At 38.1% G+C, this 14507-nt stretch carries 13 protein-coding genes and 2 tRNA genes; 5 read left to right on the top strand and 10 right to left on the bottom strand.

Annotation, left to right across the window (positions count from 1 at the left end; translation table 11 throughout):
• Nucleotides 1-2 precede the first annotated feature (2 nt).
• From HCN_RS08335 to rpsU, 5 genes are all read right to left on the bottom strand, one after another.
• The gene (locus tag HCN_RS08335; protein WP_231997542.1) at nt 3-215 is read right to left on the bottom strand and encodes a hypothetical protein; all 213 of its coding nucleotides are present in this window, start codon (nt 213-215) and stop codon (nt 3-5) included.
• Entirely contained in the window at nt 184-1062 is an 879-nt protein-coding gene (locus HCN_RS08340) for a glycosyltransferase (protein WP_014667225.1), read from the bottom strand. Before HCN_RS08340 ends, HCN_RS08335 begins: the two co-directional genes overlap by 32 nt.
• A gap of 138 nt (nt 1063-1200) precedes the next feature.
• Entirely contained in the window at nt 1201-2970 is a 1770-nt protein-coding gene (locus HCN_RS08345; protein WP_014667226.1) for a phosphoethanolamine transferase, read from the bottom strand.
• Entirely contained in the window at nt 2967-4937 is a 1971-nt protein-coding gene (locus HCN_RS08350; RefSeq protein ID WP_014667227.1) for a phosphoethanolamine transferase, read from the bottom strand. Before HCN_RS08350 ends, HCN_RS08345 begins: the two co-directional genes overlap by 4 nt.
• A 216-nt stretch (nt 4938-5153) precedes the next feature.
• Nucleotides 5154-5366, bottom strand: coding sequence for a 30S ribosomal protein S21 (gene rpsU, locus HCN_RS08355; protein WP_002955579.1), 213 nt, complete (start codon nt 5364-5366; stop codon nt 5154-5156).
• Nucleotides 5367-5493: 127 nt separating this feature from the next.
• Between rpsU and HCN_RS08360 the strand changes: the two genes are divergently transcribed.
• From HCN_RS08360 to HCN_RS08370, 3 genes are all read left to right on the top strand, one after another.
• Nucleotides 5494-5570, top strand: a tRNA-Arg gene (locus tag HCN_RS08360).
• A 48-nt stretch (nt 5571-5618) separates the two neighbouring features.
• On the top strand, nt 5619-6275 hold the full coding sequence (locus HCN_RS11485) for a hypothetical protein (RefSeq protein ID WP_014667228.1): 657 nt from the start codon (nt 5619-5621) through the stop codon (nt 6273-6275).
• Nucleotides 6276-6291: 16 nt separating this feature from the next.
• Nucleotides 6292-6639 carry a hypothetical protein gene (locus HCN_RS08370; RefSeq protein ID WP_232501861.1) on the top strand — a complete coding sequence of 116 codons (348 nt, stop codon included), beginning with the start codon at nt 6292-6294 and terminating at the stop codon, nt 6637-6639.
• 61 nt (nt 6640-6700) lie between these two features.
• Here the strand turns inward: HCN_RS08370 and ftsZ are convergent, their stop codons facing one another.
• From ftsZ to HCN_RS10865, 5 genes are all read right to left on the bottom strand, one after another.
• Entirely contained in the window at nt 6701-7840 is a 1140-nt protein-coding gene (ftsZ, locus tag HCN_RS08375) for a cell division protein FtsZ (protein ID WP_002955582.1), read from the bottom strand.
• A 10-nt stretch (nt 7841-7850) separates the two neighbouring features.
• Nucleotides 7851-9224: a cell division protein FtsA gene (gene ftsA / locus HCN_RS08380; RefSeq protein ID WP_014667230.1), complete on the bottom strand. Its 1374-nt coding sequence runs from the start codon at nt 9222-9224 to the stop codon at nt 7851-7853.
• 8 nt (nt 9225-9232) lie between these two features.
• Nucleotides 9233-10723, bottom strand: a complete 1491-nt coding sequence (locus HCN_RS08385; RefSeq protein WP_014667231.1) for a peptidylprolyl isomerase — start codon at nt 10721-10723, stop codon at nt 9233-9235.
• Between the two features lie 292 nt (nt 10724-11015).
• Nucleotides 11016-11092, bottom strand: a tRNA-Ile gene (locus HCN_RS08390).
• Complete coding sequence (locus HCN_RS10865) at nt 11054-12196, bottom strand: FtsW/RodA/SpoVE family cell cycle protein (protein ID WP_014667232.1); 1143 nt, start codon at nt 12194-12196, stop codon at nt 11054-11056. Before HCN_RS10865 ends, HCN_RS08390 begins: the two co-directional genes overlap by 39 nt.
• 42 nt (nt 12197-12238) lie before the next feature.
• On the opposite strand from HCN_RS10865, the gene HCN_RS08395 reads away from it, so the two are divergent.
• Both HCN_RS08395 and HCN_RS08400 read left to right on the top strand, forming a co-directional pair.
• The gene (locus HCN_RS08395) at nt 12239-13318 is read left to right on the top strand and encodes an RluA family pseudouridine synthase (RefSeq protein ID WP_014667233.1); all 1080 of its coding nucleotides are present in this window, start codon (nt 12239-12241) and stop codon (nt 13316-13318) included.
• Nucleotides 13248-14504, top strand: coding sequence for a fibronectin type III domain-containing protein (locus HCN_RS08400; RefSeq protein WP_002955587.1), 1257 nt, complete (start codon nt 13248-13250; stop codon nt 14502-14504). The genes HCN_RS08395 and HCN_RS08400 overlap by 71 nt, the downstream gene beginning before the upstream one ends.
• Nucleotides 14505-14507 lie beyond the last annotated feature (3 nt).

Here is a 14507-nt window from a genome sequence, read left to right on the forward strand (position 1 = left end):
ATCTACAATAAAGATTCTAAACTTTTAGCAGCCTTGGCAACGCTAAAATATTGTGAATGCTCTAAGGCTTTAGCTTCAAGCTCATTTCTCCTTGTTTCTTGGCTATAAATTTCTTGCATATTTTGAGCTAAAGATAAAGCATCACCACTGACAAAAAATGCTCTACAATCGCCCAAAACTTCATTATGTAAAATTTCCTTGCTTGTGGGTATCACTAGCAATAATTGCCTTGCCCAGCACACAAGCTTCAGCTAACACAAGACCATATCCTTCATAATATGACGCCAACACCATACAATCACACATTTTTATGTAAGGGTAAGGATTCTCACAAAAGCCTAAAAACTTCACATTTTTAACCCCCTGTGCTTCTATCATAGAATCTAGCTCTTTTTTATACCGCTCCCCTTCGCCTAAAAGCCATAACTCATACTCTAACCCCTTATCTTGCAATACCTTGTTAGCCTGAAGTAATACATCTAAACCTTTTTGGTGCGTTAGTCTGCCTACTTGCAAAAATGTGAATCTTTGCTTGACTTGAGAGAGTGGAGCTTGGGATTTTTGCAAGATTAAATCCTTATCAACAGGATTATGAATAACCTCTATATGCTTATGTGCTAGCTCCGGATAAAGCTCTAGAAGTGATTGCTTCACATAGTGTGAAACACAGATAATGCTATCAAGCTCTAAATACGCCTTCGTCTCACGCTCATCGCGTTTGTTATTGCGGATTTCTTTCAAAGAAATATGAATGTAGCCTATCTTTTTGCCCCCTTGTTTTTGGGAAATATATATCGTGCTAATCCCCTCTAAAAAGCCAATATTAACATCATATTGCTCTTTAATAAAATAATTAATCAATTTTGGATTCTTCAAAACGCGTCTTTTCCAAAACTTATTTAAAAACCGCACCTTGCCAAAAATATGTGGAAAGCTAAAAACCTTATGGAGATTCTTTTCGCACCATTGCAAATACACATCTTGTTTTTTCTTTTCAATAAGGAATAAATCTATATCTGTTTTAGGATTTATACCCCCCCCCCCTCGCTTTGTTTTTGCCAATAGCTCAAAAAATCAATCAAAACGCGTCAGCCCCACCACCACCAATGCCTAGGTTACAAATAAGTATTTTCATCGCTTCTCCTTGTAATTTTGACTAGATTTTGACTAGATTATAATTGTTCGTTTCTAAATTCTCCATTATTTAAAGTAGTTTTTCACAAGCTCCTTATCATAATCTTTGCGATATTCATCATTTCCTACAACCCTTGGACGCGTTTGCAAAAACTCGTTATCACTCAAAATACTCCGCTTTTTATCATAGTCTTTTATCTCAATGCCTAACATATCTAAAACACTATGCAACAAATCATCATTCATATAGCGTTGATTTTGTGCTTTTTGCAATCGCTTATAAAGCTCTGGGTGCTTATCAATAAACGCATCGCTTACATAAATAATAAATGGAATCTCCACTATAAAACGCGACATTTTGGAATTACTATGTCCAGCAAAATCTCCATTCTCATACACCTCTTCTCCGTGATCACTAAAATACAGCACTAAAGAATCTGAATATTCAAAGCGTTTAATAATCTCTCGTAGCACAAAATCCCCATACAAAACACTATTAAGATAAGCAGACATTTTATTTTTATCGCCAAAATCCTGCCCTATATCCTTTGGACTAAAAATATCAAACTCCTTTGGATAGCGACTTTCATATCGATCGTGGCTCCCCATAAGATGCAGGGCAAAAAACCGCAAAGGCTCATTGTGGGATTTAGAATCCACCAAACTAAATTGTTGAGATTCTAACGGGGGGGGGGGCGATACATTGTATTGCTTAAGATAAGTATCAAGCACTCCTAGTAGCTCCTCATCAAGCCTTGTTAAATCAAAACTATCGCCACAATTTAAGTATTTCACCTCATCCGCCCTATTTAAAATTGTCGCTACACCATTGCCAAAAAAGCTCACTGCCTCTTGATTTGAAATAATCGTGGTATGATAACCCCCAAGACGCATAGCATCAATGAGATTTAAATGCTCATACCATTGCGAATTTTGAGCATTTTCCTGATTTGCAAAGGTTAGCACTTGCGTGAGACTTTCATAGGTTGAGCCTTGAGATGAAATCACATCATTAAAAGCAAATAGATTCTGTGGTTTTTGCTGCTTCAAACTCCCTAAAAGCGGGGTAGTCGGCAGCTCATAACCATACAAGCTCATTTTGCCCCTTTGTGTGCTTTCCCCAATGACAAGCACAACATTTGCAATCTTTTCCTTGCTAGGTTTTACTTCAAATCCTTTGGCAAACTCATCAAAATGTGTTTGCAATCTTTTATACTCCTGCATAAATGCAAGGGCGTATTTGAGCGATTTTGACAAAGAAGTATAGCTATGATACAGCACATCACTAAACCGCAAAGACGGGCTTGAAGGACGCACACTCACAATATGTAGCACCATAACAAGAAGAAGTAACAACACATACACAACTTTTAGCTTCAATGTATTGTTTCTCACGCATTTTGGCACTTGAATCTTAAAACACAGCCAAATACCTAAACCAAAAAGTCCATACATTCCAAGCAATTTCATATCTATGTATGTATGTAAAAATTCAAAACTCTCTCGCATATTGCTTTCAAGGGCAATGCTAATCACATAAGAGTTTAAAAGAGTAGAGAAGTTATAAAAGCAAAAAATTTCAGCCATCATACACAAAACACTAAGAGCCACCACCACAAAAAGCAATAGATTCTGTAAAGACTTCCATTTCAGCATATAAATAATGCCAAACAACGCACCATAGCTGACAATAAACATCATCTCTCTATACGAAAAAGTCAAAAAATAATACATATCAAAATGCGTATGCAAAATAGTCTGCTGAGACATCACAATAAGCAGAGTGTTCATAAGCCACAAAAGCACAAAAGTGCGGAAAAATCGTGTATCACTCATTCTTGTTCCTTTGTTTTTGTAGAATCTGCCCCTATACGCTCATCGCTTTTGCACAATCCCTGCTGATAGTAGCTTTTTTGAGCTTTCAGCTCTTTGTCATAATCTTTTATACTTTTTTTCTCACCAACAAGGCGGATTCTGTTTTTGAGTAAAGTTGTGTCATTACTTATTAAACTCTGCTTGGATTCAAAGCCCTGCATTGTAATCCCTGCAATATCAAGCAAAGTATGGATTAAATCATCATTCATATAGCGTTGATTTTGTGCTTTTTGCAATCGCTTATAAAGCTCTGGGTGCTTGTCAATAAATACATCACTTACATACATAATAAATGGAATCTCCACTATAAAACGCGACATTTTGCTATCGCTATGCCCTATAAAATTCCGCCAATCATAAATCTCTTCTCCGTGATCGCTAAAATACAGCACTAAAGAATCCGAATCTTTAAACCGCTCTATAATCTCATTTAGCACAAAATCCCCATACAGCACACTATTATCATAGTGCATATTTTCTTCCACGCTTGTGGTGGCTAGATTCTCCACATCATTAACACGACAAAGCATATCTTCAGTGCTAAGTTTTGCAAAGCTACTTGGATAGCGGTTGTAATACTTCGCGTGATTGCCCATAAGGTGCAGAGCGTAGAATGTCGGCTTAGAATCTTTAGAATCTGCTATGTTTTGTGGCTCTTGTGGTAGATTCTCGCTTGAGCTTGTAGGCTTAGAATCTACATCGCTAAAATCCTCTTGTAAATCGCCCTGTTCCACGCCTACGCCTAGCTCCTCATCTAAAATATCTAAAATTGCTTCATCAAACTTTGTGGTGCTCATCTTGTCATTGACATTGACAAAATGTGCTTCATCAGCACGCTTAAGAATAGTCGCTGCGGCATTACCAAAAAGGCTAATAGGCTCTTGATTAGAAATAGCAATGGTGTGATAGCCCCCAAGCTTAAAAGAATCAATGACATTCATATACTCATACCACGACTTTTGAATCTCGCTGGGCTTGGTGGATTTTGCCTTTTGCTTGGACTTTATCGTCTCTATACCTTGCGTGTTATCTTGATTAGCAAAGGTGAGACTTAAGCTTAAAGATTCGTGGGTTTGCCCGTGAGAAGCGATAACATCGCTAAAAACAAGTAGATTCTTAGGATTATTTTGTTTGATAGAATCTAGATTCGGCGTGGTGGGAAGCGGATAGCCATAAAGGCTTAAGCGGTCTCTTTGAGTAGATTCACCAATGACAAGCACGATATTTTGGATATTGTTTTTTGCTTTTTTTACCTGAAGTGTGGTGGATAGCTCATCAAACTTACTATTTAGCCGCTCATATTCTTTCATAAAGCCATAAGTGCCTTCAATCGCACGATAGAACTGCTTTGTGTAATTATAAAGCATATCGCTCCAATCTTCATTTAGAGGCTTAGTGTGAGTGAAAATCATAGTAAGCACAATACACACACTCACAACAAACCACATATACACAAACCACATACATTTCTTAAGCTTAATGGAAGGCTGCAAAAGTGGAATCTTAGCCCACATCAACACAGCAATGATAAGAAAAAGGGCATATACGCCAATCAAACCAAAATTCACATAATTATGCAAAAACTCCGCACTCTCTTGTGGATTTGTCTCTAGAGCTACGATGACAAGGTAGGAGTTAAGATTCGTATCAAAAGTGTAGAGCAAAAATATATCTACCACAAAACAAATAATGCTTATGCCAAAGATAGCCCACGCCACATACACGCCAAAAGGCAAGAGTGAAAGAATCCAAAATACGCCAAAGTAGCTCACACACAGCAACAACTCGCGGTAGAAAAATGAGCTAAACCAATACAAGTCCCAATGCTTGGTATAGACAAAATATTGTGAGCCAAAAAGAATAATGGTGTTTAAAAAAATAAGTAAAATAAAAATCTTAAAAAGCACAGGGTGGGTGAAAAGCTTCATTGATATGTCCTGCTTTGATGAAAATATAATGAGATTCTGTTAGAGCATTCTAACTAAAAAGGGCAAGGCTTAAATTAACATCGCTTTTGTTAAGTCATTTAATATAGTAAGGGAGTTTAATAAGGTGAAATTGAAAAATGTTTTAGAAGTATTGTGTGAAGTCTCTTAAACCTCCAAAGCTTAAAGCCTTGAAAGTTTAAGAATCTTATTAGAATCTTAGAGTTTTGACTCGTAGCGTCTTAACATATATAGACGCTTAAGCATTTTTTTCTTAGCGTTAATTTTTTGCTTTTTGCGTTTTTCAGTCTTAGATTCAAAGAATCGTCTCGCCCTTAGCTCCGTTACAACAAGGTTACGATCAGTTTGTTTTTTGAACTTTCTGTACGCTTCTTCAAAAGATTCGCTTTCTTTCACTTTAATACCCGGCATAAGCTCACCCACTTTCTTGTAAAATTTGAAAGCGATATTATAAGGAAAATTTATTTAAAAATGCTTAAATCTGCATTATATAAAGTGAGTTTTAAGGATTTTTAGCTAGAATGCCGACTTTACTTTTGTGCTCGTAGCTCAGCTGAATAGAGCAACAGGTTGCGGTCCTGTAGGTCGGGGGTTTGAATCCCTCCGAGCACGCCATTTGTAACTTTTCAGCAACATCAATTTTTCAGTAAAAGGTTTCATATTATGAAATTTCTAGCACAATATATCTATCAACTTCTCTTACACACAAATAACAGAATCTTAGAAAAATTCTTACTCTTAGCAAGAAAGCTTATCCTTAAAATTTCAAATCCTATCATTACCTTAAGCTACAACAACATCAAACTTGCAATGCCATTTTCCCACACCTTACCACTCAATCAAAAAATATATCCAACATATGATATGCAGCTTCATTCCATAGCTCATCATATCTACACAAAAGATGGCAAACTTAATATGATTGATGTGGGGGCAAATATAGGCGATACAGCCGTTTTGACAAATATGCCAAATGCCTCTTATTTGCTGATAGAGGGCGAAAAAAGTTATGCCAATTTAATCAAAACTAACATTTCTTATAATTTTCACAAAGCAACTATCAGAGATATAAGTATCCCCCCCCCCCCCCATAACAAGAATCTTCCGCTAAATCCTGCTGAAGCTCTCCCATTATTTATCATCTCTCACACTTTTTTGGGTGATAATGATGAGCAAAGTGCATATACCATTTCCTTGCAAGATGGAAGTGGCAAACTTATTAACGACAAACATAACTACTCTAGCGTTCAAATCCAAACTCTTGATTCTGTTGGTGTCAAAGGCAGATTTCTCTCCAAACTTTATAAAAATAGATACTGATGGTTTTGATTTTAAAGTGCTTCGTGGAGCTTTCAAAACTTTAACATATTTTAAGCCCACAATATTTTTTGAATGGGACAAAAATCATCTCCAAGCACAAAATGAAGATTTTCTATCCATATTCCCTAGTCTTAACAAGTTGGGATACGAGCAATTACTCATTTTTGATAATTTTGGCGTGTTACTTTGTGTTTTGCAAAGTGATGATTGCAATAATTTAAAATTACTTATGGACTACACACAAGATTCTAGGCAAAATATTTACTATTATGATATTCTTACCTTTCATAAAGACAGCTCTTTCAAGCTCACAGAGTGGCTTAAAGCCAGAAAAACAGAATCTAAAAATCTCACAGATGTGTGAGAGTGTGAAAACCAAAAAAGTAAGATTCTACACTCACACTTCAATACTTACAAGATATAAATTAGTCCTTTTGATTGCGGAGATAAGTTGGGACTTCAAGGCTTTCATTGTCAAACAAACCAGTATCACCCCCAGAGACCTTTCGTGCAAGACGCAAACTTTGGCGAGACTGCTCCAAACCTTGTTCATCACGCATTTGCGGTTGTGGCTCTGTGCTTACAACTTCTCTTTCAAAGCCCGTGGCAACTACAGTTACCTTGACATAGTCTTTTGCTGCATCTGCAAGTGTGCGTGTCCCAAAAATCACGTGAGCCTTATTATCAACAATAGATTCAATCATATTCATCGCTTCGCCTATCTCAATGAGCGAGTATCCATTCATCTCAAAATTCACAAGCACACCCATCGCACCATTAATAGAAATATTGTCAAGCAATGGAGATTCTATTGCCATACGCACAGCTTCACACGCGGCATTATCACCTATGGCTTCGCCAATACCCATAAGTGCTAAGCCCTTGTGGCTCATCACCGTTTTCACATCGGCAAAATCCACATTGATGTCATTTGGACTATGATGTAATATCACGCCTGAAATCCCATTCACAGCACGAGCCAACACACCATTTACAACTTCAAAACTCTCTTGAACACCATAACTTTTAGGAATGATAGATGAAAGCCTATCATTTGGAATAACAACAATACAATCACTTTCTGCTTTTAAATTACGCAATCCCTCTTCAGCAAGTTCAGCGCGTCTGCCACCCTCCCATTTAAAAGGCTTAGTTACAACAGAAATAGTTAATGCCCCAACTTCTCTTGCTGCTTTAGCTACAACGGGAGCTGCCCCTGTGCCTGTGCCACCGCCAAGACCCGCAGAGATAAATACAATATCCGAGCCACTTAGCACAGCTTTTAACTCTTCATAAGTCTCTAGTGCCGCCTTTTCGCCTATATCTGGCTGCATACCCGCACCTAAGCCCTTTGTAAGTTTCTCGCCAAGTTTCATTTTGATATTTGCACTTGTAGTTTCTAAATGCTGAATATCTGTATTTGTCGCTATAAGTTTGATAGATTTGTGCGGACTTGTCCCCACAAGATGATTAATCATATTTGAGCCACCGCCACCAACGCCAACAGCGGTAATAACCGCACCTTCCTGTCTCACTTCTTGAATGTCTATTTCAATATTTTCCATTGTTACTCCCTTAAAATAGTTGGCTAACCCACTTGTAGAATCTCATAAAGATGTTATCGTGCTTATCCTCCTGTGTGGTTTTAATCCCAGATAAATCACCTGTGTTTTGAGTGATTTTCAAGCTACCCAAATCCGCTTGTGAAGCGTCTTTGGACAGCCCAATACTACCTACATCATTGTTTTCTATAACACTACTTCTTTTATAGAGAATCTTTTTATCAAAATCCATCTCATAGTTTGTGTGTTGCCCCGCTCCGTGTAAAACTAAGCCAACCGCAGTGGCACTCTGCGTGCCTTTTAACCCATCAAAAAGCCCGCCCACAGACATAGGCTTAGAGATTCTCACCGGCTTTCTAAAAAAGATACTTGAAGCAAACTCCTGCATTCCAACAAGATTTGCCATACCGCCAGTAAGTGTAATACCCGCACCGATCTTATCTTTTAATCCACTCTGTTCAATGCTTTTTGCTAAAAGTTGTAAAGTCTCCTCCACTCGTGCAGATATAACTGCGTGGACAATTTCTAAGCTTACATTCGTTGTTGCATTCTCACCTGCCATTACAGGCACTTTTATGGACTTTTCCTTATCCTCATCTGTAAGAATGAGTTTTCCATATTCGGTTTTAATCTGCTCTGCCGTACTCGGGTGAGCGTTAAGAGCAGTAGCCAAATCAATCGTAATATTATGCGAACCAACGCTTAGAAAATCACTATAACGCATAGAATATCCGCTATAAATCATTAAATCACAAGTCTGCCCACCCATATCAATACACGCTACACCAAGCTCTTTTTCTTCATTGCTTAGCACTGCAATAGATGACGCATACGCACTTAGCACAATATTTTCAATCTCCACGCCACTTTCACGCACGGCTCGTTTAAGATTCTCAAGTGCTGTTTTCTTAGCCGTTACAATATGCACAAACGCTTCCAACCTTGAGGCACTCATACCCATAGGATCTTCAGCGTAGTTTTGATCATCTAATCTAAACTCATAGGGCAATGCGTGGATAAGCGTGTGATCTTCTGGAATCACAGCATTATAAATAGCTGTTTGCATTACGCGATTAATCTCTTTTAGTCCAATCTCACTATTTGGCACATTGACAACTGCGGATTCTCTAATGCTTTTGGTATAAGCACCTGAAAGAGAGATGATAGCCTTATCTACCCTTTCCCCCGATACCCTAGCAGCGTCATTAACCGCACTTCTTATAGCACGTGAAGCAAGCTCAATATTTGTAACCGAACCCTTTTTAATCCCATCAGCCTTATGAATCCCTGTGCCTATGATATAAGGTGAGCCATCGTCTTTCACCTCAGCAACAATCGCACAAATCTCACTAGAACCAATGTCAATACCCAATATAATCCGACTCACCCTAGCCCTCACTTACTCACATCAATATAAATAGTTGTCTTATAAGTCTCATTCAAATACTCCGCCAACGCATCAAGCACTGCTTCAGACTTCATACTCTTAAATGCCATTGCATCGCCTTGTTTCGCATTCAAAACAGACTGCTCTACTATACGATACAGCACAGCCTTATCTTCAAGCATTACATAACCCTCTTTTTGCTTAGAAGAAAATAAATGCGAGAGAAAACTCATCTTCTGTCCATCATCAAGTGTGAGTATCGCACCATTATAGAATCTATCCACAAACCCAATATCTGTGCCTTGAAAATTTTTTACCCTTTCTTTAGCAAGGGCTAAGAGCTTTTCCCTTTTCTTACTGCTTTCAAAAAGCACTTTTGCTTCAGCCTTTGCCTCTTCAAAGCTTTTTTGCACACTTGGCTTCTTATCAAGAATCCTAAGCGTTACAAAGCCTTTATCAACCTCAATAGGCTTTAGCACCTGCCCCACTTGTGCTACCTTCATATCTTCAATAACCAAATCCACTCCATTTTTCACAAAAAACCGCTCATTCTCTTTTAGACTTAGAATCTCGCCCTTTTTACTTTTATTTTTCAAATCACGATACTCACGCTTTGCCACACTCTCAGCCTGAATCTTTTGCACATCTTTAATAAGCTTTTCCTTACTCTCTTCAAAACTTAGCAAATTCCCATTCTCATCTAAATAATCACTCTTAAAATCCTGATAATGCTTTGTCAAATCCTCATCTGTAGGATTCTGCGAAGCAAAAGGCACTAAAATATACTCTACTTTAAACTCCATAGGGCTTTTCCAATTTTCCGCATTTTTTTCCCAAAATGCCTTTAGCTCATCATCTTTAATTTCAATATTCACCTTATCCATAGGCAGAATCTCCACCCTTAGCCTATCTCTCACCGCATTTGCCATCTCTAATGCCGCCATCTCGCTTGATGAAATAGGCAGCATAGGACCTACTTGAGTGATGTTCATAACGCTAAAAAGCTTTTGTGTAGTTAGAATCTTACGGACCATCTCTTCAAACTCACTCGGACTCATACCCTGCTCTTTCAAAGCCTTGCGATACACTTCTTGGCTAAACTCACCCTTATCATCTACATACACTTTTGCATTGACTATCTCTTCACCTACTTCCTTATCACTTACAACAAGCCCTAAATCATTGGCGAGATTGAGAATCTGAACTTGCTGAATAAGCCTTTGTAATGCCATCTGTGGTATGCCAAACTGCTTTGCTTGAGCTTCATCTAGCATTCCGCCAAATTGCGAGATTTGACTAAACTCATTTAGAATCCTTGCATACTCTCTTTGAAACTCCGCAAGATGTATATCAATATCTCCAACACGAGCAACCTTATCATTACTTGATCCAAAGCCATAAGAACCCCAATTCACCATTCCAGCACCAATAAACGCAATGGCACTAACCCAAATAGTAACAATAAGCCATTTCTTATGCTTCTGCATCCAAGTAATCATTAATCTAGTAACCTTTTTTGTAGTAAAAATCTAAGTGAGTGTTTTAAAAATGCCTATTGTAGCACAAAACTTGCTAAAAATATGCTAAATAAGCTTAATTTTATCAAATTTTTCCCTAAATCAGCCGATTTGTGGGAATTTTCTCTCAAGATATTCCATCTATCTGCTTTATCAAACCCTTAACTCAACATCATTAAATAATAAAAGCATATCTCAAGCCTAACATTAATGGAATTTTATGGATTTTATTCTCATATTTTGTAGCATTTAAGAAAAAGAAGAAAAACGCAAATGGTGGACCTTGCAGGATTCGAACCTGCGACCAATCGGTTATGAGCCGAGTGCTCTGACCAGCTGAGCTAAAGGTCCCCGAGCGTTAGGGGTGGAATTATACTCAAAAACAAACTTAAAGGCAAGAATGTTTTCAAGAATTGCAAAAAGTGTCATAAATGTAATAAAGCTTGTGCCACCATAGCTCATTAACGGCAGGGGAATCCCAACCACAGGCGCTAAACCTATTACCATACATACATTAATCCCTACATATAAAAAAATCAAAATAGCTATATAGCCCGTTACCGCACGCAGGAAATAATCCCGTTCATACACAAACCCAAGACTTAGCACATACACAATCAAGCAAAAAAACAATGCAAGTAAGCCAAAAGCCCCAAATAACCCAAATCGCTCCACAAAATACGCAAAGATAAAATCCGTATTCGCATAAGGTAAAAATTTAAGCTGGGATTGTGTCGCTTCATCTTTTGACTTCCCTACAAGCCCACTTGCGCCAATAGCAATAAGAGCTTGATTCACCTGATATGGATATTTATCTGATACAAAGTCCATAATACGCTTTTTTTGATAATCTTTCAAAGGATCTACGACATACGCCACAGGTGCGAGAAAAGCAACAACAAGCCCCAAACTTATCCAAATCTTTTTATTCACACCAATTAAAAAAAGTGTGCCAAATCCGGTAAGCAAAATCACCATAGCCGTCCCCAAATCCGGCTCTTTGAGAATAATCACAAAAGGGATAAGGATAAAAGCACTAATGATACAAAACTGCTTGACCCCATAGCCATCTTTTGGGGGAGGATTAGTCGCAATATATGAAGCTAGAAGCAACATTAAAAAAATCTTCATAATCTCACTTGGCTGAATGGAAAAGCTTGTAAAAGGAATATCCACCCAACGCTGTGCCCCAAGCTTTTGTGTGCCGATAAAATGCACCAAAATCAACAAAACAAGACAAATTACATAAGAGACAGCGATAAAGCTTTTTAACTTCCTAAAAGGCACAAAAAAGAGAAAAAATACTAACCCACAGCTCAATGCAATATACTTCACCTGTTTAGAAAACAACACAAAATCTAGCTCATTAATCAAAAATAAAGATAGCCCAACCAAAGGCAAAATAAGAAGCAACAAAATATAATCAAAATGTGCTAGAATCCGTCTGTCAATCACAAAAAACTCCCAAAAATTTAAAAACTTAAATATGGCGGACAAATGCGAGAATCTCAAATACAAAAGTTCATTGTAACAGAACTTGACTTAAATAATGGCAAATTGCGGCTTGATTCTTTCCTTACCCTAAAACTGCAAATGAGCAAAAATCAGATTCAGCAACTTATCCAAGCCAACAATATCACGCTAAATGCCCTGCTTTGTGTCAAAAATGGCACTCTGCTTAAGCTCAATGATGAGATTCATATCACATTCCCAAAGCCTGATAGTTTAGATTCTAATACCCAAAATATAAGCCCATCTTTGCAGAATCTCTATGAAAATCTTAGTATTGATATTTTATACGAAGATGATGATATACTCATTATTAACAAGCCACCACATCTTGTTATCCACGATGCCCCAAGTGTAAAAGATTTAACCCTAACTCAATGGCTAAAGCTCCACGCCCACACATTGCATACGCTTAGTGGAAGGGAACGCTATGGCATTATCCACCGCCTTGATAAACAAACAAGCGGTGTGCTTTGCATTGCTAAATCACTTCTTGCCTACGAGATTCTTCCAAATCAGCTAAAATCTCGTCAAATGGGGCGATACTACCTAGCCATCATTGATACACCCTTAAAGCAGAATCTCCAAGTGCAATGCTTTATGGGGCGATGTCCCACAAACCGCTTAAAAATGAGTAAGATTCATATTGACGAAAATGAGAATCCGCCAAAAGGTGTGCGAGATTCTAAAAGCTCTTTTGTCAAACTTACCACTTCAAATGATGGCTTACTTGAACTCATTGCCATAAAGCTTCATACCGGCAGAACGCACCAAATCCGCACACATCTTGAGAGCTTATCCCGCCACATTTTAGGCGATAGTCTCTATGGCTACAAGCCAAGTGCAAAGAGCTTTTTTTATGAGGGGAGAATCTTGCTTCACGCTTACATTCTCTACCTAGCCCACCCTAAAAATGGGCAAAACCACACTTTTAAAGCCCCCATTTTATTAGATATGCTAGAATTTATACAAAACCACTTCACAAAGGAGCTACCAAATGGTTGCAAAGATGTTATGGAACTACTTGAGATTGATAACATTACCCGTGCTTTTGAGTGTTTTTCTTAGTGCGTGTTTTTCAGCTTTTAATGCTAACTTGCAAGAAGATTCATCACTGCCACGGCTAGATTCTGTCAATACGCTCGTTGATGTCTCATCTGTGGGCTTTGAGTGGAAGTTCATTAATGATGAAAATGTCAAGGGTTATGTCATCTACCGATCTGAATCTGGCGGAGGTAAAGGCTTACAACAAATTGCTACAATCAAAAATCGCTTTGCAACACATTTTTATGATATTAATCTATCCCCCCAAACAAAATACATTTACGCCTTTGCCGTCCTTGGGGAAAATGACACAATCTCGCCAAAAAGTGAGCCTATACATATTCAAACCTCCTTTATAGATCCGGTGGAGAGTGTCTTTGCAATTAATAATCAGCCAAGAAGCATTAAGCTTATATGGTCGCCCCACCCAAATCCTAGCGTAGATTCTTATCTTATTGAGCGATTAAACAAAGCTGGGGAGTTTAAAACGATTAAAACAATCCCGCATCGCCTTGAAGTCGAATACTTTGATGAAGATTTAAAAGATGGCGAAACCTACACTTATCGCATTGTAGCTAAAAGCCACGAGGGTGTGAAATCTAAGCCAACACAAGGCATTAGTGTAAGCACCATTCCCCAACCCGCACCTATTGAAAATATACAAGCTTCAAGTGATTTGCCCCGTAGCATTCACATCACTTGGGAAGCTGCACCAGATTCTTCGGGGGTAAGCAAAAAATACTACAAGATTCTATTCTCATCAAATGATAAAGACTATAAAGCCATAGCTACTACAAATCAAACAAACTACACACACAAGCTTCAAGCCAAAGATGATGGAGCGACTTATTATTATCAAGTTGTGCTTTTAGGCGATAATGGCTTGGAAGGGCGAATGAGCAACAATCCTGCTAAAGGCTCTTCACTTCCACCGCCTAGCACACCCACACAATTTGAAGGCAAAATGATAGATGGCAAGGCGACACTTTCTTGGCAGATTCCAAGTGATGATCGTATTGTAAGCTATATTGTCTATCGCAAAGAGGGGGCGTTATGGACGCAAAGTGCGAGATTCATTGACATTCACGCAAATAGCTTTAGTGATAAAGAAATGCAAAAGGGAAAAAAGTATAGTTATAGTGTGGTGAGTGTAGATAAGCACGGGATAGAATCTAAGCCCACACAAGAAATTGAGCTGATACTTGAATAAAAT

Origin of the sequence: Helicobacter cinaedi PAGU611 (assembly GCF_000284635.1) — a bacterium.
Classification (GTDB): Bacteria; Campylobacterota; Campylobacteria; order Campylobacterales; family Helicobacteraceae; genus Helicobacter_C; species Helicobacter_C cinaedi.